16 protein-coding genes are annotated in these 20,538 nt (G+C 74.2%); 9 read left to right on the forward strand and 7 right to left on the reverse strand.

Translation table 11 applies throughout. The annotated features are described in order from the left end of the window. The first annotated feature begins 25 nt into the window (after window positions 1–25). Window positions 26–1,063, forward strand: coding sequence for a GNAT family N-acetyltransferase (locus tag E1O70_RS10015; protein WP_205688637.1), 1,038 nt, complete (start codon window positions 26–28; stop codon window positions 1,061–1,063). A 180-nt stretch (window positions 1,064–1,243) separates the two neighbouring features. Here E1O70_RS10015 and E1O70_RS10025 read toward each other — a convergent pair whose 3' ends face one another. Both E1O70_RS10025 and E1O70_RS10030 read right to left on the reverse strand, forming a co-directional pair. Then, complete coding sequence (locus tag E1O70_RS10025) at window positions 1,244–1,537, reverse strand: hypothetical protein (protein WP_034654148.1); 294 nt, start codon at window positions 1,535–1,537, stop codon at window positions 1,244–1,246. Between the two features lie 182 nt (window positions 1,538–1,719). Beyond that, complete coding sequence (locus E1O70_RS10030; RefSeq protein WP_061268641.1) at window positions 1,720–2,613, reverse strand: SURF1 family protein; 894 nt, start codon at window positions 2,611–2,613, stop codon at window positions 1,720–1,722. A gap of 260 nt (window positions 2,614–2,873) precedes the next feature. Between E1O70_RS10030 and E1O70_RS10035 the strand changes: the two genes are divergently transcribed. The 5 genes from E1O70_RS10035 (at window position 2,874) to E1O70_RS10055 (ending at window position 10,754) form a co-directional block, all read left to right on the forward strand. Continuing rightward, window positions 2,874–5,375: a phosphoketolase family protein gene (locus E1O70_RS10035; RefSeq protein ID WP_061268642.1), complete on the forward strand. Its 2,502-nt coding sequence runs from the start codon at window positions 2,874–2,876 to the stop codon at window positions 5,373–5,375. Then, the gene (gene pta / locus E1O70_RS10040; protein ID WP_043656331.1) at window positions 5,372–7,561 is read left to right on the forward strand and encodes a phosphate acetyltransferase; all 2,190 of its coding nucleotides are present in this window, start codon (window positions 5,372–5,374) and stop codon (window positions 7,559–7,561) included. Before E1O70_RS10035 ends, pta begins: the two co-directional genes overlap by 4 nt. Then, complete coding sequence (locus E1O70_RS10045) at window positions 7,558–8,817, forward strand: acetate/propionate family kinase (RefSeq protein WP_061268643.1); 1,260 nt, start codon at window positions 7,558–7,560, stop codon at window positions 8,815–8,817. Before pta ends, E1O70_RS10045 begins: the two co-directional genes overlap by 4 nt. A 121-nt stretch (window positions 8,818–8,938) precedes the next feature. Continuing rightward, window positions 8,939–9,931 (forward strand): DUF4031 domain-containing protein, encoded by a 993-nt coding sequence (locus E1O70_RS10050; RefSeq protein ID WP_061268644.1) that lies wholly within the window; start codon window positions 8,939–8,941, stop codon window positions 9,929–9,931. A gap of 136 nt (window positions 9,932–10,067) precedes the next feature. Then, complete coding sequence (locus E1O70_RS10055; RefSeq protein ID WP_061268645.1) at window positions 10,068–10,754, forward strand: SanA/YdcF family protein; 687 nt, start codon at window positions 10,068–10,070, stop codon at window positions 10,752–10,754. Window positions 10,755–10,764: 10 nt separating this feature from the next. On the opposite strand, the gene E1O70_RS10060 is transcribed toward E1O70_RS10055, so the two are convergent. From E1O70_RS10060 to E1O70_RS10075, 4 genes are read right to left on the reverse strand one after another with little or no spacing between them, the layout of a single operon-like run. Then, entirely contained in the window at window positions 10,765–12,408 is a 1,644-nt protein-coding gene (locus E1O70_RS10060) for a succinic semialdehyde dehydrogenase (RefSeq protein ID WP_082774668.1), read from the reverse strand. Next, window positions 12,405–13,460 carry a GNAT family N-acetyltransferase gene (locus tag E1O70_RS10065; protein ID WP_061268646.1) on the reverse strand — a complete coding sequence of 352 codons (1,056 nt, stop codon included), beginning with the start codon at window positions 13,458–13,460 and terminating at the stop codon, window positions 12,405–12,407. Before E1O70_RS10065 ends, E1O70_RS10060 begins: the two co-directional genes overlap by 4 nt. Beyond that, window positions 13,457–14,095, reverse strand: coding sequence for a GNAT family N-acetyltransferase (locus E1O70_RS10070; protein WP_061268647.1), 639 nt, complete (start codon window positions 14,093–14,095; stop codon window positions 13,457–13,459). The genes E1O70_RS10065 and E1O70_RS10070 overlap by 4 nt, the downstream gene beginning before the upstream one ends. Window positions 14,096–14,102: 7 nt before the next feature. After that, complete coding sequence (locus E1O70_RS10075; protein WP_034653983.1) at window positions 14,103–15,227, reverse strand: GuaB3 family IMP dehydrogenase-related protein; 1,125 nt, start codon at window positions 15,225–15,227, stop codon at window positions 14,103–14,105. A 148-nt stretch (window positions 15,228–15,375) separates the two neighbouring features. On the opposite strand from E1O70_RS10075, the gene E1O70_RS10080 reads away from it, so the two are divergent. Together E1O70_RS10080 and E1O70_RS10085 are read left to right on the forward strand one after the other, a co-directional pair. After that, entirely contained in the window at window positions 15,376–16,077 is a 702-nt protein-coding gene (locus tag E1O70_RS10080) for an exonuclease domain-containing protein (protein ID WP_061268648.1), read from the forward strand. Between the two features lie 137 nt (window positions 16,078–16,214). After that, window positions 16,215–17,750 (forward strand): helix-turn-helix domain-containing protein, encoded by a 1,536-nt coding sequence (locus E1O70_RS10085; protein ID WP_170963172.1) that lies wholly within the window; start codon window positions 16,215–16,217, stop codon window positions 17,748–17,750. Between the two features lie 104 nt (window positions 17,751–17,854). Here E1O70_RS10085 and E1O70_RS10090 read toward each other — a convergent pair whose 3' ends face one another. Next, window positions 17,855–18,493, reverse strand: a complete 639-nt coding sequence (locus tag E1O70_RS10090) for a Rid family hydrolase (protein ID WP_061268649.1) — start codon at window positions 18,491–18,493, stop codon at window positions 17,855–17,857. A gap of 359 nt (window positions 18,494–18,852) precedes the next feature. On the opposite strand from E1O70_RS10090, the gene E1O70_RS10095 reads away from it, so the two are divergent. Beyond that, window positions 18,853–20,466, forward strand: coding sequence for a flavin monoamine oxidase family protein (locus E1O70_RS10095; RefSeq protein ID WP_061268650.1), 1,614 nt, complete (start codon window positions 18,853–18,855; stop codon window positions 20,464–20,466). Window positions 20,467–20,538 lie beyond the last annotated feature (72 nt).

Here is a 20,538-nt window from a genome sequence, read left to right on the forward strand (position 1 = left end):
GCCGGTCGGTGCCAAGATGGTGCCGATGCCTGGAACCACGAGCGCCACCCCGCACGACCTCCCGACCCTCCCGAGCCCCTGGCGGGCCCGGGTCCCCGGCTACGCCGACATCGACGCGCTCGTCCGGCTGCGGCGCCTGGACGAGCTCCAGGGGACGGGCTCGACGCACGTCGACCCCGCCGGGATCGAGTCCGAGGTCGCGGGGCTGGCCTCCTGGACGCGGCGCCAGCTGGTCGCCGTCGGGCCCGACGACGTCCCCCGCGCCTGGGTGACCGTGCACGACCGCGCCGCCGGGAGGGCCACCGTCTGGGGCTACTTCGACCGCGACGTGGCCGAGGTCGACGCGATCGCGGACGCGTTCTACCGCTGGGCGGAGCGCACCGCGGTCGCGATGGCGCGCCTGCGCGGCGTGACGGCGACGCGCCTCGACGAGAGCCCGTTCGCCGACGACGCGCGCCAGGCGCAGTGGCTGACCCGGGCCGGGTACGCGCGGCGGCGGAGCTGGCTGCACATGACGCGCCCCGTCGTCCCGGACGAGGCCGCGCTCGCCCCGCGCGCCGGGGTCACGGTCCGCCCGGTCGAGCGGCACGAGAACGGGATGCCCGTCGCGGCCGACCTCCAGGTCGTGCACCAGATGCTGGAGACGTCCTTCCAGGACCACTTCAACTCCTACCGGGAGAGCTTCTCGGAGTTCGTGCAGCGGCTCCGCGAGGACCCGGGCCACAGCTGGGACCACTGGTGGCTCGCGTACGTGGACACCGACGATGGCCACCGCGTCCCCGCGGGCACGGTCGTGTGCTCGTCGATCGCCGCGGGCGAGAGCGGCGCGCCGGGCACCTACGTCGAGTACATCGGGGTGACGCGCGCCGCCCGCGGCCGCGGCGTGGCGAAGTCGCTGCTCGCGACGGTGATCGCGGACGCCGCCCGGGACGGTCGCGACCGCGTGGCGCTCGAGGTCGACGCCGACTCCCCCACGAAGGCCGACCAGCTCTACCGCTCGCTCGGCTGGGAGACGGACTACGTCACCGAGTCGTGGTTCAAGGACCTGGACCTCGACGACTGACCGCGGGCGGCCGGGACGCGCAGCCGGGTCGGGGGCCCGGGCCCGGACTCGGGGCCGGGCCCGGTCGCGGGGCCGGGGCCGGACGCGCCGGTGCCCGGCCGTCGCGGACGACGACCGGGCACCGGGTGACGCCGCGTCGGGTGGCCTGACGGAGTCAGCCGACCCGACGGGACGAGCGCGTCAGAAGCACGAGACGTGGATCGCCACCGACGCGTCGGTCGACGTCGCGTAGGCGGTGCCCTGGCCGTCGTAGTCGTACATCGTCACCGCCGCGCCCGCGCTGTTGCGCGCGCTGTTGGTCGTCCCGTTGACCCGGAGCGACACGTTCGTCGGCGCGCTCGCCGTGATCTTCGCGTCGCGGGTGCCGCAGTTGTACGGCGTGGTCCTGCTCGCCGCGCTCGCGCTCGCCGCCGGGGCGAGGACCAGACCGATCGTGACCGCTGCCACCGCGAACGGTGCAAGACGCTTCTTCATGGAGTACCCCCGTGTCTCTCCGACCGCCGGGCGACGTCGACCGGCGGACCGCCCGGACGCTCTGTCCGGGCGGGATAAGACTGAGGTCCGTACATATGTCCGGCAAGCGCTGTGTCACGTGGTGAGACGGCGGTCCGTTCGCTCCTGGCCCGGGACGCGGCGCGTGCGCTCCCGGCCCGCTCTCAGGGGGTCGTTCGCGGGCCCGTCGCGTCGGCGTCGGCCGGCCCGGGGAGGCCGGCGATCCCGGCGTCCTCCCCGCGCGCGCGGCGCTTGCCACCCGCCGCCTCGTCACGCACGAGCCGGACCCACAGCAGCACGGCGAACCCGCCGAACACCCACCACTGGAGCGCGTAGAACAGGTTCTGCAGGTTGAGCCCCGTGCCGCCCTCGATCGTCGGGCGCGGAAGCTGGGCCGGGCCGCCGTCGGCCGCCGACGGCTGCGCCGGGTCCGAGGACAGCAGCACGAGGTAGCCCGAGTAGATCGGTCCGCCCCACGCGTTGACCAGCTCGCCCGTGGAGATCGCGTCGGTGCGGCCGGGGGCGGAGCCGCCCTGCCCGGCGGCCTCGGACGCCTGGAGGTAGCCGGTGAGGCGCACGACGCCGTCCGGCGGGTCGAGCGCGGCGCTCGCGTCGGGCGACTCGACCCAGCCCCGCACGACAGGCAGGACCGGGGCGCCCGAGAGGTCGGCCCACGACGCGCCCTGGGTGCCGTCGTCGGTCACGTGGAGCGGGGTGAGCACGAGGTAGCCGGTGCGGCCGTCGAGCGCGCGGCCCTCGACGAGGAGCTGCCCCTCCGCGTCGTACTCGCCCTCGACCCAGGCCTGCCGCCCGACGAGCTCGCCGGGGAACGTGGACTGCGGCGGGAGCAGCACGCCGACGCCCTCGGGGCCGGCGGCCTCGAGCTCGGCGGCCTCGTGCTGCGCCGCGAGCTCGGCACGCTGCTGGGCGCGGTCGAGCTGCCAGACGCCGAGCCGCGCGCACACGGCCGCGGCGACGAGGAGGAGCACGAGCAGCCCGACGACCCGGGGCTGGCGGGCGACCGCCCAGAACGAGCGGGGCGCGGTGGGCTCGGGCACGACCCCACGGTATCCGGGGCGCGGGCGGGTCCCCGCATCCGGACCGCCTGGCGGGCGAACGTCACACGCCGCCCACCGGCCCTCGGGGCCGGGGACAACGTCCTCGGCCGTGGTTCCCGGGCGCGGGACCTTGGACCTTTTGTGCCGTCGTGGGCGCAGGTCACACCGCCGGGCGGCAGGAGGAATAGTGCAGGCCCCCGGTCGATGGGGTTGTATGAAGCCGTAGTCGTTCACGGACCCTTCCCCCGCAGGAGCGTGAGATGAGCACGACCACCGTCACCGAGTCCACCGCCTGGCAGCCCGCCGAGATCGCACCGCTCGACGACAACACCCTGCGTCGGGTCGACGCCTGGTGGCGCGCGGCGAACTACCTCTCGGTCGGCCAGATCTACCTGCTCGACAACCCGCTGCTGCGCACGCCGCTGGACCGCGAGGACGTCAAGCCGCGCCTCCTGGGCCACTGGGGCACCACGCCGGGCCTCAACTTCCTCTACGCGCACCTCAACCGCGCGATCGCGCAGCGCCGCCAGTCGACGATCTACGTCGCCGGCCCCGGCCACGGCGGCCCCGGCCTCGTGGCGAACGCGTACCTCGAGGGCACGTACTCCGAGACCTACTCGGACGTCACCCAGGACACCGAGGGCCTGCGTCGGCTGTTCCGCCAGTTCTCCTTCCCGGGCGGCATCCCGAGCCACGTCGCGCCGGAGACGCCCGGGTCGATCCACGAGGGCGGTGAGCTGGGCTACGCGCTCTCCCACGCGTACGGCGCCGCGTTCGACAACCCCGACCTGCTCGTCGCCGCGGTCGTCGGCGACGGCGAGGCGGAGACGGGCCCGCTCGCGACGAGCTGGCACTCGAACAAGTTCGTCAACGCGCGCAACGACGGCGTCGTCCTGCCGATCCTGCACCTCAACGGCTACAAGATCGCCAACCCGACGGTGCTCGCGCGCATCAGCGACGACGAGCTGCGCGACCTCATGATCGGCTACGGCCACACGCCCTACTTCTTCACGGGCGGGTTCGACGGCGAGGACCACTTCGAGGTGCACCGCCGCTTCGCGCAGCTCCTCGACGAGGTGCTCAACCACATCGCGCAGATCAAGGCCGACGCCGCGGCGGGGAACGACGAGCGTCCCGCGTGGCCGATGATCGTGTTCCGCACGCCGAAGGGCTGGACGTGCCCGCCGGTCATCGACGGCAAGAAGACCGAGGACTCGTGGCGCGCGCACCAGGTGCCGCTCGCGAGCGCCCGGGACACGCCGGAGCACCTCGAGGTGCTGCGCGGCTGGCTCGAGTCCTACCGGGCCGACGAGCTGTTCGACGAGGACGGCCGCCTGGTCGACGACGTCGCCGCGCTCGCCCCCGAGGGCACGCTCCGCATGAGCGACAACCCGCACGCGAACGGCGGCCTCCTGCTCAAGGACCTCCGCCTGCCGGACTTCCGCGACTACGCCGTGGACGTCACGGGGCCGGGCAGCAGCATCGCCGAGTCGACGCGCGTCCTCGGCCAGTGGCTCACCGACGTCGTGCGGAAGAACCCGGACAACTTCCGGATCTTCGGCCCCGACGAGACGGCGTCGAACCGCCTCCAGGCCGTGTACGAGGTCACGGACAAGCAGTGGAACGCCGACTTCTTCGGGCCCGACGTCGACGAGCACCTCGCGCGCGCCGGCCGCGTCATGGAGATGCTGTCGGAGCACCAGTGCCAGGGCTGGCTGGAGGGCTACCTGCTCACCGGGCGGCACGGCCTGTTCACGAGCTACGAGGCCTTCATCCACATCGTCGACTCGATGTTCAACCAGCACGCGAAGTGGCTCAAGGTCACGAACCACATCCCGTGGCGGCGCCCGGTCGCGAGCCTCAACTACCTGCTGTCGAGCCACGTGTGGCGCCAGGACCACAACGGCTTCAGCCACCAGGACCCGGGCTTCATCGACCACGTCGTGAACAAGAAGGCCGAGATCGTCCGCGTCTACCTGCCGCCGGACGCGAACACGCTGCTCTCGACGTACGACCACTGCCTGCGCTCGCGCCAGTACGTGAACGTCGTCGTGGCGGGCAAGCAGCCCGCGCCGCAGTTCCTGTCGATGGACCAGGCGATCGCGCACTGCTCGCGCGGCCTCGGCATCTGGGACTGGGCCGGCACCGAGGTCGAGGGCGAGGACCCGGACGTCGTGCTCGGCGCCGCGGGCGACGTGCCCACGCTCGAGGTGCTCGCCGCAGCGGACATCCTGCGCCGGCGCATCCCCGACCTCAAGGTCCGGGTCGTCAACGTCGTGGACCTCATGCGGCTCCAGGACGAGAAGGAGCACCCGCACGGCCTGTCGGACAAGGACTTCGACACGCTCTTCACGACGGACCGGCCGGTCATCTTCAACTACCACGGCTACCCGTGGCTCATCCACCGCCTCACGTACCGCCGCACGAACCACGCGAACATCCACGTGCGCGGCTACAAGGAGGAGGGCACCACCACCACCCCGTTCGACATGGCCATGCTCAACGACATCGACCGCTACCACCTGGTGATCGACGTCATCGACCGTGTGCCGTCCCTGCGCTCGACCTACGCGGGCCTGCGCCAGGAGATGGTCGACGCGCGGCTGACGGCCCGCCAGTACACCCGCGAGCACGGGGAGGACATCCCCGAGGTGCGCGACTGGGTGTGGCCGGACGTCGGCGAGACGGCGACCGAGGAGGGTGGCCCGCAGTACAACGGCGCGAGCGCCGCCGTGCAGGACACCGGAGGAGACAACGAGTGAGCGACACCGCTCGCAGCATCTACATCACCTCGCCCGAGGGCGAGACGGGCAAGTCCACGATCGCGCTGGGGGTCCTCGACCTGCTGGTCCGCAAGGTCCAGCGGGTCGGGGTCTTCCGGCCGGTCACCCGGGCCGCCGGCCCGGACGTGCAGGACTACGTGCTCGAGCTCCTGCTCGCGCACGACGGCGTGGACGTCACCGCCGAGCAGGCGATCGGCGTCACGTACGAGGACGTCCACGCCGACCAGGAGGCCGCGCTCTCGCGGATCGTGGCCCGGTACCACGAGGTCGCGAGCCAGTGCGACTTCGTGGTCGTCGTGGGCACGGACTACACCGACGTCGCCGGGCCGACCGAGCTGTCGTTCAACGCGCGCGTCGCGGCGAACCTCGGCGCACCGGTCCTCCTCGTCGTCTCCGGCAAGGGCCGCACGCCCGACGCCGTGGGCAACCTCATCGAGGTGAGCGTCGCCGAGCTGCGCTCGCAGCACGCGCAGCCCATCGGCGTCGTCGCGAACCGCGTGCAGCCGGACGACCTCGACGCGGTGCGCGCGCTGCTCGGGTCGCTGGGACCGGACGGCGAGCCGCTCGCGGGCGGGACGTCGTCGGGCCCGACGGCGCAGCCCGCCCCGGGTACGCGGCTGCCGGGCTGGGCGGTGCCCGAGGACCCGTTCCTCGACGCGCCGACCGTGCGGATCCTCATGGAGGCCGTGGGCGGGACGCTCGCGTTCGGCGAGGAGGAGCTCCTCGCGCGCGAGGCGACCGACCTGCTCGTCGGTGCGATGTCGTTCGAGCACCTGCTCGACCGGCTCACCGACGGCGCCGTCGTCATCACGCCCGGCGACCGGGTGGACATCCTCATCGGGCTGCTCGCGGCGCACTCGGCGTCGGGCTTCCCGTCGCTCGCGGGCGTCATCCTCAACGGCGGGTTCTTCCCGCCCGAGTCGACGGCGCGCCTCGTCGCGGACCTCGACCCGAGCCTGCCGATCATCCGCACCGACCTCGGGACGTTCCGCTCGGCGAGCGCCGCCGCGAGCGCCCGGGGCCGCGTGACCAAGGAGTCGCAGCGCAAGGTCGACACGGCGCTCGCGCTGTTCGAGCAGAGCGTCGACGGCGCGGCGCTCCTCGCGGGGCTCGACGTGCCCCGGCCCGAGGTCGTCACGCCGCTGATGTTCGAGTACGAGCTGCTCTCGCGTGCCCGCGCGGACCGCAAGCACGTCGTGCTGCCCGAGGGCGACGACGACCGCATCCTGCGCGCCGCGTCCACGCTGCTCGGCCGTCAGGTCGCGGAGCTGACGATCCTCGGCGAGGAGCAGAAGGTCCGCGCCCGCGCGGCGGAGCTCGGCCTCGACATCGACGCCGCGCACGTCGTCAGCCCGCACGACCCGGAGCTCGTGGAGCGGTTCGCCGCGGAGTACCAGCGGCTGCGCGCGCACAAGGGCATGACGCTCGAGGAGGCGCGCGAGCGCGTCCAGGACGTGTCCTACTTCGGCACGATGATGGTCCACCTCGGGCTCGCGGACGGCATGGTGTCGGGCGCCAAGCACACGACGGCGCACACCATCAAGCCGTCGTTCGAGATCATCAAGACCCAGCCGGGCGTGTCCGTCGTCTCGTCCGTGTTCCTCATGTGCCTGCAGGACCGCGTGCTCGTCTACGGCGACTGCGCGGTCATCCCCGACCCGACGGCCGAGCAGCTTGCGGACATCGCGATCTCCTCGGCGGCGACGGCGCAGCAGTTCGGCGTCGACCAGCGGGTCGCGATGCTGTCGTACTCGACCGGCGAGTCCGGCTCGGGGGCCGACGTGGACAAGGTGCGCCGGGGCACCGCGCTCGTGCGCGAGCGGCGCCCCGACCTGTTCGTCGAGGGCCCGATCCAGTACGACGCGGCCGTGGACGCGTCCGTCGCGGCGTCGAAGATGCCAGGCTCGGACGTCGCGGGGCGCGCGACCGTGTTCATCTTCCCGGACCTCAACACGGGCAACAACACCTACAAGGCGGTCCAGCGCTCGGCGGGCGCCGTCGCGGTGGGCCCGGTCCTCCAGGGCCTCAACAAGCCGGTGAACGACCTCTCGCGCGGCGCGCTCGTGCAGGACATCGTCAACACCGTCGCGATCACCGCGATCCAGGCGCAGGCCCCGGCCGACGCCGTCGACCCCACCTCTGACTCCCAGGGAGCCACGTCATGACGATCCTGCCCGAGGGCGAGCGCCCCAACCCCTACAGCGCGTACGGCGCGCACGGGTCCGTGCTCGTCATGAACTCGGGGTCGTCCTCGCTCAAGTACCAGCTCGTCAACCCCGTCGGCGGCGAGGCGATCGCCGCGGGCACGATCGAGCGCATCGGCGAGGAGTCCGGGATCATCAAGCACCGGTTTGCCGGGAACACGACGACGCGCGAGGAGCCCGTCGCGGACCACGGGCACGCGCTGCGCATCGCGCTGAGCATGTTCGACGAGGTCGGCCCGACGCTCTCGGACGCCGACGTGTACGCGGTGGGGCACCGCGTCGTGCAGGGCGGCTCGCTGTTCGCCGACCCGGTCCTCGTCGACGACGGCGTGCTCGAGCGGATCCGCTCGCTGTCCCCGCTCGCGCCGCTGCACAACCCGGCGAACGTCAAGGGCATCGAGGTCGCGCGGTCGCTGCTCGGCGACGTGCCGCACGTCGCGGTGTTCGACACCGCGTTCTTCCAGCGGCTGCCGCAGCACGTCGCGACGTACGCCCTGGACGCCGAAGTCGCCGAGAGGTACGCGATCCGGCGCTACGGCGCCCACGGCACGAGCCACCAGTACGTGTCCGGGAAGGTCGCGCGCGTCCTCGGGCGCCGGATCGAGGGTCTCAACACGATCGTGCTGCACCTCGGCAACGGCGCCTCGGCGTCGGCCGTCAAGGGCGGCGTGCCGGTCGAGACCTCGATGGGCCTCACCCCGCTCGAGGGCCTCGTCATGGGCACGCGCACGGGCGACATCGACCCTGCGGTCGTGTTCCACCTCGCGCGCAACGCGGGCATGAGCATCGACGAGATCGACGACCTGTTCAACAAGCGCTCGGGCGTCAAGGGGCTGTCCGGCGTGAACGACTTCCGCGAGCTGCACCGGCTCATGGAGGCCGGCCACGAGGGCGCCCGCCTCGCGTTCGACGTGTACATCCACCGGCTGCGCAAGTACGTCGGCGCGTACGCCGCCGTGCTCGGCCGCGTGGACGTCGTCGCCTTCACCGCGGGCGTCGGCGAGCACGACGCCGAGGTGCGCGCCGCCGTCGTCGAGGGGCTCGAGCCGCTCGGCCTCGCGGTCGACCCGGACCGCAACGCCGTCGACTCCGGTGAGCCGCGCGTCATCTCGCCGGACTGGACGAGCACGCTCGTCATGGTGGTCCCGACGATGGAGGAGCTCGCCATCGCGCGCCAGTCGGTCGAGGTCGTCGAGGCGGCCTCGCGCGCGGGCTGAGGCTCGCACGCCGGGATCCCGCCCGGACCCCTCCGGGTGCTGCCCACCCGGCTCAGCCCGCTCCCCGGCCGGTGAGCCGACGCCCGCGCGTCGGCTCACCGGTCGGTGGCATGCTCGGGCGGTGACCGTTCTCATCGACCCGCCCGCGTGGCCCGCGCACGGGACGCTGTTCAGCCATCTCGTGTCCGACGCGTCGCTCGCGGAGCTGCACGCGTTCGCGGCGTCGATCGGCGTGAGCCCGCGGGCGTTCGACCTCGACCACTACGACGTCGCCGCCGAGCGGTACGACGTCGCGGTCGCCGCGGGCGCGGTGCCCGTCGGGGGGCGCGAGCTCGCCCGGCGCCTCGGCGCCTCCGGCCTGCGCGTGCCCGGCCGGGCGCGGCGCGCGGCGAAGGCCGACGCGCTCCTCGCACGCTGGGACGCGCTCCTCCCGGGCGCGCGCGACGTCGGCGTCGAGCTCGTCGAGCGCTGGCACGAGCCGCACCGCGTCTACCACGGGCCCGAGCACCTGGTGCACGCCCTCGACTCCCTCGCGCTCCTCGAGGGACGCCCGCCCGGCGTGCCCGACGCCGCCCGGCCCCCAGGCCGCGCAGGTACCGCCGCGTCGCCGGGCGGCGCCTCGGGCGGCGCGGTGTCGGACGGCGCGGCGTCGGTCACGGGCTCGATGCCTGCGGTGACGCAGCTCGCGCTGTGGTTCCACGACGCCGTGCACGACGGCGAGGCGGGCCGCGACGAGGAGCGGTCGGCCGAGCTCGCGGACGCCCGGCTGACGGGCCACCTCGGCGCCCGCGAGGTCGAGGAGGTCGTGCGGCTCGTGCTCGTGACGACCGACCACGCCCCGGCGCCGGGCGACGCACCCGGGGCGCTCGTCTCGGACGCCGACCTCGCCGTCCTCGGGTCCGCGCCGGACCGGTACGCCCGCTACGCCCGCCAGGTGCGCGCCGAGTACGCCCACGTGCCCGACGACGCCTTCCGGGCCGGGCGCGCCGCCGTCCTGCGCGCGCTGCTCGAGGGCGGCACGCTGTTCCGCACCCCGCAGGCCGCCGCGCTCTGGGAGGACCGCGCCCGCGCCAACCTCACCGCCGAGCTCACGACCCTCACCTCCCCCACCTGACCCTCTTCCCTTCCTCTCCACCCCAACCCGCCGAACAGGCGGTCTTGGTCCGTCCCGGACGGCGGACGGACCAGGACCACCTGCTCGGCCAGCCAGGAGCGCCTGGTCGACGCGGCGGCGAGGTTAGGGTCGGGGCGTGACCGACGATCCGGCGTCGCCGCCCGCCACCACGGCGTCAGCAGCAGGCCCAACAGCACCGTCGTCCGACAGGTCCTCGTCGGGGCGTCCGCGCCGGTCCCGACGGCGGCGCCTGACCCTCGGGACGGCCGCCGGGCTCGTGGTGCTCGTGCTGGCGCCGTTCGTCGTCGTGCAGGCCGTGGGGCGCGCGCACGTCGCCGACCCCGCGCACGTGCCGCCGAGCGACGCGATCGTCGTCCCGGGGGCGGGGCTGCGGCCGGACGGGACGCCGTCCACGTACCTGCGCCGTCGGCTCGACGCGGCGGCCGAGCTCTACGACCGGGGCGTCGCGCCCGTCGTCCTCGTGAGCGGCGACGCGCACGACGACTACGACGAGCCCGGCTCGATGCGCGCGTGGCTGCTGGGCCGCGGCGTGCCCGACGACGCGATCCTGCTCGACCGCGAGGGCTTCGACACCCACGCGACGTGCACGCGCGCGGCGTCGGAGTTCGGCGTCGGCACGGCGGTGGTCGTCACGCAGGGGTACCACCTGCCGCGCACGCTGTTCTCGTGCCGCGTCGCAGGTCTCGACGCCGTGGGGGTCGGCGTCAGCGCGGCGAGCGTGGAGCCGTGGAAGGCCGTGCTCTACCGCGCCCGCGAGGTTCCCGCGGCGACGAAGGCCGTGCTCGACGCCGTGCTCCGCTGAGCGGGCTCCGTCAGGGCAGCCGCAGGCGGCGCATGACGTCGAGCGCCGACGTGAGGACCTTGCTCGGCAGCTCCCCGCCGAGCTGGTAGAGCGTGTCGAGCGTGAGGCCCTGGTTCGCGCCGCGCTGCACGGAGATCGTCTGCGCCTCGGTGAGGGCCTCGATCCCCTCGCGCCCGTGGCGGCGCCCGAGGCCCGACGCCTTGAACCCGCCCATCGGCGCCCCGACGGAGCCCCACGTCGCGGAGTAGCCGTCGTTGACGTTGACCGTCCCGGCCTCGACGCGGGCCGCGATCCGGCGGCCCCGGGCGGCGTCGCGCGTCCACACGCTCGCGTTGAGCCCGTACTCGGTGTCGTTCATGACCTCGACGGCCTCGTCGTCGCTCGCGACCCGGCGCACGGAGACGACCGGGCCGAACGTCTCCTCGCGCGCGCACGCCGCGTCGTCGGGCACGTCGTCGAGGACGGTGGGCGCGTAGAACCACGGGCCGATGTCCGCCCGGTGCACGCCGCCCGCGAGGACGCGCGCGCCGCGCGCGATGGCGTCCTCGACGTGGGCGACCACGCGGTCGAGCTGCGCCTGCGACGTGAGCGACCCCATGTCCGCCGAGTAGTCGAGCCCGGCGCCGAGGCGCATCTCGCGCACGAGGGGCACGAACTCGTCGAGGAACGCGTCCGCGACGTCCTCGTGCAGCACGAGCCGCTCGATCGACACGCAGAGCTGGCCGGAGTTGGAGAAGCACGCGCGCACGGCGCCACGCGCGGCGGCGCGCACGTCGGCGTCGGCCGCGACGTAGAGCGGGTTCTTGCCGCCGAGCTCGAGCGTCGCGCCGATGAGGCGCTCCCCCGCCCGTGCGGCGACCTTGCGGCCGGTGGCCGTCGAGCCCGTGAACGCGATGTGGTCCACGTGGTCGGTCACCGCGGCGCCGACGTCTCCCCCGCCCGCCACGACGAGGAACAGGTCCGCGGGCAGCCCCGCCTCCTCGAGCAGCTCCGCTCCCCACAGCGCGGTGAGCGTCGTCTGCGGGTCCGGCTTGAGCACGACGGCGTTCCCCGCCACGAGGGCGGGCACGGCCTCGGCGAACGCGAGCGTCAGCGGGTAGTTCCACGGCGCGATGACGCCGACGACGCCCACGGGACGGCGGTGCACGCGCGTGCCGGTGAGCACGGGCAGCATCCCCGGCGCCCGCCGGTCGGCGAGGTAGCGCGGGCCGCGCTGGGCGTAGTGGCGCGTGAGGATCGCGACGTCCGCGACCTCCTCGAACGCGCTGCGCCGCGACTTGCCGGACTCCATCTGGATGAGGTCGAGGCCGTCGGACTGGCGCGCGAGCACGAGCTCGCCGAAGCGCCGCAGCACCGCCGCGCGCTCGCGCACGGAGCGGGCGGCCCAGGCCGGCTGCGCGGCCCGCGCGCGTGCCACGGCACGGGCGACGTCCTCGACGGACGAGACGGGGACCGCGGCGAGCGGGGCTCCCGTGGACGGCAGGACGGAGCGGTGCATGCCCGCCTCGTTGCTCGTGACGACGCGCTGCGCGAGGGGGGCCACGACCTCCGGCTCGAGGACGTAGGTCGCGGCCGGGTTCTCGGGGTCGATCAGGCCGTCCAGCGCGGCGCCGTCGCCGCGCCCGGAGCCGGGTGTGCCGGATGAGCTCGTCATGGGGACAGGCTACGTCGTGGCGCTGACAGCGCGTCGACGGGCTGCTCCCACGTGGTGAGCGCGGGACGGAACCCCTGCCGCGCCCAGAAGGGCGCGGACAGCGGGTTGAGCACGCCGTGGTGCAGCACGACGACGGCGCCCGGCCCGGCCTGCTCGTGCACGCGCGCGAGCGCCGCGTCGACGAGCGCCCCGCCGACCCCGGTACCGCGCGCGCTGCCCGTCACGTGCAGCAGGACGAGGTAGGCGACCGGCCCCGTCGTGACGGTCCCGGCCACGGCCCCGGAGCGCTCCGGCGGCTCGACCGCGACGACACCCACGACCTCGCCCGTCCGCTCCCCCGGCCCCTGGCGGCGCGCCACGAGGACCGTGGTGCGCGGGTGCTCGACGGCGGCGGCGACCTGGGCGGCGAGGTGCTCGGCCGCGAGCGGCCGGACGCGGGCCGCGCCCACGAGCTCGTCGTACGCGAGCTCGGCGCGCTGGTGCTCGACGACGGCGGCTACGTCGTCCGGGCCGGCGTCGGTCAGCACGAGCCCGGGGAGGTCCGTGCGGGGCCGGGCCGACGGGGCGCCGCGGCGCGCGGCGAGGTGCACGGTGGGGCGCAGGCCGCTCGCCGCGAGGGCGCCCACGGCCTCGACGTCGCGGCTCGGCCACAGGAGCGCCAGGCCGTGGTCGCGGGGTGCAGGGCCCCGCTCGGGCAGCCCGTCGCCCGCCGGTGCGCTGCCCGGGTCGCGCCCGACGCGCGCCGTCCAGGCCGCGACGAGCGCGCGGACCGCGCCGCCCACGTCCGGTCCCGCCGCGCGCGCCCGCAGCCGGTGCTCGCGCAGCGCGCGGAACCCCGCCGCCGCGGAGCCGGGTCCGACGTCCCCCACCCCGAGGAGCGCTGCGGCCCGGGAACCGTCCGGGAGCCGCACGGCGAGGAGACGCTCGTCGTCCGCGGTGGCACCGAGAGCGGGGACCGCGACGAGCGGGTCGAGCGCGGCGACGCGCGCGCGGTGCTCGGTCTCGAGGGCGGCGAGCTTGTCGTCGTCCGGCCGCCACGCGGCGGGGGTCATCGTCCGGCGTCGCGGGCGTCCGGGGCTCCGAGCGGGCGGCCGAGCACGACGCACTCCTGGTCCGCGTACCCCAGGCGCTCGTAGAAGCCGCGCACCGCGTCGTTCGTCGCGCGCACCATGAGGCGCACGGCCCGCGCGCCCTGCGCGGCGAGCCACGCCTCCGCCGCGACGACCGTCGCACGGCCCGCGCCGCGCCCCTGGACGCGCGGGTCGACCGCTACGTAATAGAGCCAGCCACGGTGCCCGTCCACGCCGGCCATCGCCGTCGCGACGATCTCCCCCGCCGCGACCCCAGGCGCCTCGGGAGCACCGTCCGGGGCCACCGTGGGCAGGTCGCGCGTCGCACGGCCCACGAGCACCGTCGAGGTCTCCCCCAGGCGGGCGTCGGCGAGGTCGCGGTACGGGTCGTTCCAGGGCCGGGTGAGCCCGCACTCCCGCCACAGCGCGACGACCGCCTCGACATCGACGTCCTCGACCTCCGTGAAGACCAGGTCGGTGGAGGCCTCCGACGAGGCCGTGTCCGCGACGTCCGCCTCCGGGCGGGCCGCGCCCGCGGCGGGCACGGAGCCGTTGCCGCCCGGCGCGCCGTCGCCGGCGTGCGTCAGGCGCGGACCGTCGGCGATGCGTCCGGCCACGGCGGGCTCAGCGAGGCTGGTACGGGGAGACGACGACCTCGACGCGCTGGAACTCCTTGAGGTCCGAGTAGCCGGTCGTCGCCATGGCCCGGCGGAGCGCCCCGACGAGGTTGAGCGTGCCGTCCGCCTGGCGGCCCGGCCCGAAGAGGATCTCCTCGAGCGTGCCGGCCGTGCCGACGCGCACGCGCTCGCCGCGCGGGAGCTGGGCGTGGTGGGCCTCCGAGCCCCAGTGCCAGCCCTTGCCCGGCGCCTCCTCGGCCCGCGCGAGCGCCGCGCCGAGCATCACCGCGTCGGCGCCGCACGCGACCGCCTTGACGAGGTCGCCCGAGCGGCCGACGCCGCCGTCCGCGATGACGTGCACGTAGCGGCCGCCCGACTCGTCGAGGTAGTCGCGGCGGGCCGCCGCGACGTCCGCGACCGCGGTCGCCATGGGCGCGTGGATGCCGAGCGAGACCCGCGTGGTGTGGGCGGCGCCGCCGCCGAAGCCGACGAGGACGCCCGCGGCGCCCGTGCGCATGAGGTGCAGCGCCGCGGTGTACGTGGACGCGCCACCCACGACGACCGGGACGTCGAGCTCGTAGATGAAGCGCTTGAGGTTGAGCGGCTCGGCGACGCCGGACACGTGCTCGGCGGAGACCGTCGTGCCGCGGATGACGAACAGGTCGACGCCCGCGTCGACCACCGTCTGGTAGTGCTCCTGGGTGCGCTGCGGCGACAGGGCCGCGGCGACGGTGACGCCCGCCGCGCGGATCTCCTTGAGGCGCTGCGTGATGAGGTCGGCCTTGATGGGCTCGGCGTAGATCTCCTGCATGCGGCGCGTCGCCTCGAGCGGCTCGAGCCCGGCGATCTCCTCGAGGAGCGCGGTCGGGTCGTCGTAGCGCGTCCACAGGCCCTCGAGGTCGAGGACACCGAGGCCGCCGTGGTTGCCGAGCGCGACCGCGGTCGCCGGGCTCATGACCGAGTCCATGGGCGCCGCGAGGATCGGCAGGTCGAAGTGGTAGGCGTCGATCTGCCAGCCGACCGACACCTCCTCCGGGTCGCGCGTGCGCCGCGAGGGCACGACGGCGACGTCGTCGAAGGAGAACGCGCGCCGACCGCGCTTGCCACGTCCGATCTCGATCTCGTTGCTCACCGGGTCAGCCTACCGGCGGGCCGTGCCCGTCACCTGCACCGACCACCGTGTGGGTGGGCGCTGGCAGGGTGACGCTCGTCGCCGGGACGTCCGGCGACGACGGGAGCGCCGGGCGCCCCGGGCCCCGACCGGACGGCAGAGGTGGACCATGACGACGACGCCCTGGACGGCGGGACCGCTGCTCGGTCTCGACACCGAGACCACGGGCCTCGACGTCGACGTCGACCGCGTCGTCACCGCCGCGCTCGTGCTCCGCGAGCCGGGCGCCACGCACGTGCGCACGTGGCTCCTCGACCCCGGCGTCGAGATCCCGGCGGAGGCGACGGGGATCCACGGCATCACGACCGCGCACGCCACGGCGCACGGGTCGGCCCCCGCCGTCGCGCTCGACGAGATCGCGACGCTCGTCGTCGACGCCCAGCGCGACGGCGTCCCCCTCGTCGCCTACAACGCCGCGTTCGACCTCGCGATCCTCGACACCGAGCTCGTGCGGCACGGCCTGCCGACGCTCGCCGCGCGCCTCGGGCGGCCCGTGCGGCCGGTGCTCGACCCGCTCGTGCTCGACCGGGCGTGGGACCCGGCCCGCGAGGGCAAGCGCAGGCTCGTCGACCTGTGCGCGCGCTACGAGGTGCTCGACGTCGGGCCCCTGCACACGGCGGACGGGGACGTGCTCGCGACGCTCGACCTGCTCGACGCGCTTGCGCGCGCGTACCCGGACCTGGCCGGGCTCGGCCCGGTCGCGCTGCACGACCTGCAGGTCGTCGCGCACCGGCAGTGGGTCGACGCCCTGGACCCGGACCGCGACCAGCCCTACGTCGGCGCCGGCGCGGACGGCCGCTGGCCGGGCTGACCCGGGCGCACGCCCGCGTCGCCACCTGCGGGCATATCTCATGGTGCGGGTGAAGGTCGTGTGATGGAGGCATGATGGCGGACCGCACGCGCCCCTTCGCCGCGTCGATATCTCATCCATGAGTTATCGTCGCTCTCATGACAGCGATCGACGACGCACCTCTCACGCAGGTCGGCGCGCTCATCCGCGGCGCCCGCCAGAACCGGGGTCTCACCCAGACACAGCTCGCGGAGCGGCTCGGCACGAGCCAGAGCGCCGTGCACCGCATCGAGCAGGGCTCGCAGAACCTCAGCCTGGAGATGCTCAACCGCATCGGCCTCGCGCTCGACTCCGAGATCATCAGCCTCGGCGGCCCCAAGCACGCGCACCTGCGCGTCCAGGGCGGCCAGACCCTCTCCGGCCGCATCGAGGTGAACTCCTCCAAGAACGGCGCGGTCGCGCTGCTGTGCGCCTCGCTCCTCAACCGCGGTCGCACCACCCTGCGCGGCGTGGCCCGCATCGTCGAGGTCGACCGGATCGTCGACGTGCTGCGCTCCATCGGCGTGCGGGCGACCTGGACGACGGGCGGCCGGGACCTCGAGATCGTCGTGCCGGAGCGCCTCGACCTCGCCGCGATCGACGTCGACGCCGCGCGCCGCACGCGCTCGATCATCATGTTCCTCGGGCCGCTGCTCGGGCTGCGGGACACGTTCGAGCTCCCGTACGCGGGCGGCTGCGACCTCGGGACCCGCACCGTCGAGCCGCACATGATCGCCCTGCGGCCCTTCGGCCTGGCCGTCACCGCGACGGGCGGGAACTACCACGCGACCGTCGCCCCGGCGTCGGGCACGGACCTGTCGGTCGTGCTCACCGAGCGCGGCGACACCGTCACCGAGAACGCGCTCATGGCCGCGGCCCGCCGCGAGGGCGTGACGACGATCCGCAACGCCAGCTCGAACTACATGGTGCAGGACCTGTGCTTCTACCTCGAGCTGCTCGGCGTGCAGGTCGAGGGGATCGGCACGACGACCCTGCGCGTGCACGGCCGCACCGACATCGACGTGGACGTGGAGTACGCCGTCTCGGAGGACCCGGTCGAGGCGATGAGCCTGCTCACGGCGGGCATCGTCACGGGCTCGGAGATCACCGTGGCCCGCGTCCCGATCGAGTTCATGGAGATCGAGCTCGCGACGCTCGCCGAGATGGGGCTGCGGTACACGCAGAGCACCGAGTACGTGGCGCGCAACGGCCGCACGCGCCTGGTCGACGTCACGGTGCACCCCAGCGAGCTGCACGCGCCGATCGACAAGATCCACCCCATGCCGTTCCCCGGCCTCAACATCGACAACCTGCCGTTCTTCGCGGTCATCGCCGCGAACGCGCAGGGCACGACGCTCATCCACGACTGGGTCTACGAGGGGCGCGCCATCCACCTCACCGACCTCACGCGGCTCGGCGCCGACGTGCGGCTCCTGGACGCCCACCGGCTCCAGGTGACGGGCCCCACGCGCTGGTCGGGCGCCGAGGTGAGCTGCCCGCCCGCCCTGCGCCCCGCCGTCGTCATCCTGCTCGCGATGCTCGCCGCGAAGGGCACCTCCGTCCTGCGCGGCGTCGACATCATCGCGCGCGGCTACGAGGGCCTCACCGAGCGCCTGCGCGAGCTCGGCGCCAACATCGAGACGTTCCGCGACTGACCCCTCGGCACCCTCGGCGCCCACGGGCCCTCGAGCCCTCGGTGCCCACGACGCCGGCACGACCACGACGGGCCGCCCTCCTGCGGGAGGGCGGCCCGTCGCCGTCACTTCGGGTAGACGGCGTCGACCTCCACCTCGACGAGCCAGCCGTCGACCGGCAGGTTCTCGATCTCGAGCGCGAAGCGCGACGGCCGGGCCGCGTTGACCACCATGGGCGCCGTCCGGGCCGAGCCGAGCTGGACCTCGAGCGTCGCGCCGGTCGCGAGGTTCGTGTTCGCGAAGAACTGGCGGTAGGCGCGGTTCCAGCCGGCGAAGTCCATCTTCTCCTGGCCCGCGGGATTCTGGAGGAACACCCGCATGGAGACGACGTCGTCGTAGGAGAGCCCGGCCCGCTCGAGGTTCTCGCCGATCCGCATGAGGACGTTGATGCCCTGCGCCTCCGTGATCGTCACGCCGGCCGGCAGGACGCCGCCGGGGAAGACGTCGGTCGGGACGTAGCGCTGCTCGGCCGTCGCGCCGGGCGTCGTGTTCATCGCGGCGGGACCGAGGCCGGACGACTTGTACCAGGAGACGTTCTTCCCGATCGCGACGCCGTCGGCGATGGACGGGGTGTCGCCGGTGACGAAGGAGTGGGCCTCGGTCGGCCTCGGCTCGAAGAGCTTCCCGGCGGCGACGGCGGTGCCGGGGACGGAGACGGCGGCGGTGAGGGCGACGGCGACGACGACCTTGGTGCGGTTCTTCATGCATGCCTCCCAGGGGGACGACGGGCGCCACCCTGGCGCCCGGGCTCCGGCCGGTCGCGAGGACCGCCGGGGCCGCGACGCTAGCCAGCCTCCGTTTCCGCGCCGTGACCGCCACGTGTCGGGTCGTCGCCGGTGCCACCGCGCGCCCGGACGCCGCGGCGCGCCGTCCCGCGGGCGCCGCCGAGGGCCGCGACACGAGACGTTTACGAGAGCCGCGAACCGTTGACCGACGCGAAACGCGCCGGACCCGTGCTCGCGACGACACGTCCCTAGCGTCGGGCCCGGTGCTGACGGCGGCACCCGGCATCGTGGGCCGGGCTCGCCGCCCGTCAGGCCGTGGACGAGAGGGCTCCAGCCACATGGTCACTGACGAGAAGACGACCGGCGTCTCGCGCCGCAACTTCCTCCAGGCCGTCGGGGTCGGCTCCAGCGCCGGCGTCATGTTCGCGACGATGGGCGCGGTCGGCCTCGCCCCGACGGCCGCCGCCCAGCCGCGGAACGAGTCGTGGACACCGCCGCGGGGCAGCGACTTCAGCCTCACGGGCCGCTCCGCGAAGAAGGTCGTCGTCGTCGGCGCCGGGCCGGCGGGCCTGGCCACGGCGTACGAGCTGCAGAAGGCCGGCTACCGCGTCACGGTCCTCGAGGCGCGGCACCGCGTCGGCGGCCGGACGCTGACGATACGCGGCGGCGACGCGGAGACCGATGTCAACGGCGTCACGCAGAAGGCGCAGTTCGCCGACGGCGTCTACATGAACGCGGGCGCGGGGCGCATCGCCCAGTGGATGGTCACCATGGACTACCTGCGCGAGCTCGGAGTCCCCTACGAGGTGTTCACGAACGCCAACGCGGACGCCTACCTCTACAACGAGCGCTCCGGCGCGACCCCCGGCAACCCGGTCCGATACCGCACCGCGAAGGCCGACGTGTTCGGCTATACGTCCGAGCTGCTCGGCTATGCGACCGACCAGGGTGCGCTCGACCAGAAGCTCACCGCCGCGGACAAGGAGAACCTGCGCGCGTTCCTCCGGTCGTGGGGGTCGCTCCAGGCCGACGGGAGCTACCGGGGCGGGAGCAACCGCGGGTACGCGGTCTACCCGTCCGCGTGGAACGAGCACGGCACGCCCCTGCCCGGCCCGGGCTCGGTGTCGGAGGTGCTCGCCTCGAAGGTCGGGCAGTACTTCCCGTTCGAGATCAACTGGGAGCAGTCGATGCTCATGTTCCAGCCCAAGGGCGGCATGGACACCACCTACGACTACTTCGTCAAGGCGATCGGCAAGCAGAACGTCCAGCTCAGCTCGCCCGTCACCGCGGTGAAGAACACGCCGCGCGGCGTCTCGGTCACGTACACCGCCCCCAACGGCAAGGCGCGGCAGATCGACGCCGACTTCGCCGTCGTCTCGGCGCCCGCGGGGCTCATGCGCCGCTGGGACACGAACTGGGGGCCCGACGTCGACGCCGCGCTCGGCGAGTTCGCCGTCGGGTCGCCCGCGGGCAAGATCGGGCTCCAGTACCGGTCGCGGTTCTGGGAGGACGACCACCGGATCTACGGCGGCATCACCGAGACCGACATGGACCTCGCCCACGTCTGGTACCCGTCCTACGGCTACGGGGAGCGCCGCGGGCTCGTCGTGGGCTACTACAACACCGGCGCGAACGCGCGCGCCTACGCGGACATGACGCCGCGGCAGCGGGAGATGCGCGCCGTCGAGCAGGGCGTGAAGATCCACGGCGAGAAGTACCGGACGGAGCTCGAGAGCTCGTTCTCCATCGCGTGGCACAAGGTGCCCTACATCGAGGGCGCCTGGGCCTACCCGAACACGCAGTCGTCGCGCTTCAAGCTCCTGCAGCAGGGCGCCGGGAACGTGTACTTCGCGGGCGACTGGATGTCCGAGATCTCGGCCTGGCAGCACGGCGCGTTCTGGGCCGCGCGCTACGCCGTCCAGGCGCTGCACGCGCGCGTCATGGCGTCGTGACCGCCGACCGCACGCAGCGCTGACGGGACGACGGCCCGGCGCCACCCGCGAGGGTGGTGCCGGGCCGTCGGT

The sequence above is a fragment of the Cellulosimicrobium funkei genome (assembly GCF_004519295.1).
Classification (GTDB): Bacteria; Actinomycetota; Actinomycetes; order Actinomycetales; family Cellulomonadaceae; genus Cellulosimicrobium; species Cellulosimicrobium funkei.

Coding starts and splice junctions, on each gene's coding strand:
- E1O70_RS10065 (WP_061268646.1), bottom strand. CDS start 13,460: ATGACCCCCGCCGCGTGGCGGCCGGACGACGACAAGCTCGCCGCCCTC.
- E1O70_RS10015 (WP_205688637.1), top strand. CDS start 26: ATGCCTGGAACCACGAGCGCCACCCCGCACGACCTCCCGACCCTCCCG.
- E1O70_RS10060 (WP_082774668.1), bottom strand. CDS start 12,408: ATGACGAGCTCATCCGGCACACCCGGCTCCGGGCGCGGCGACGGCGCC.
- E1O70_RS10035 (WP_061268642.1), top strand. CDS start 2,874: ATGAGCACGACCACCGTCACCGAGTCCACCGCCTGGCAGCCCGCCGAG.
- E1O70_RS10085 (WP_170963172.1), top strand. CDS start 16,215: ATGACAGCGATCGACGACGCACCTCTCACGCAGGTCGGCGCGCTCATC.
- E1O70_RS10025 (WP_034654148.1), bottom strand. CDS start 1,537: ATGAAGAAGCGTCTTGCACCGTTCGCGGTGGCAGCGGTCACGATCGGT.
- E1O70_RS10090 (WP_061268649.1), bottom strand. CDS start 18,493: ATGAAGAACCGCACCAAGGTCGTCGTCGCCGTCGCCCTCACCGCCGCC.
- E1O70_RS10080 (WP_061268648.1), top strand. CDS start 15,376: ATGACGACGACGCCCTGGACGGCGGGACCGCTGCTCGGTCTCGACACC.
- E1O70_RS10095 (WP_061268650.1), top strand. CDS start 18,853: ATGGTCACTGACGAGAAGACGACCGGCGTCTCGCGCCGCAACTTCCTC.
- E1O70_RS10045 (WP_061268643.1), top strand. CDS start 7,558: ATGACGATCCTGCCCGAGGGCGAGCGCCCCAACCCCTACAGCGCGTAC.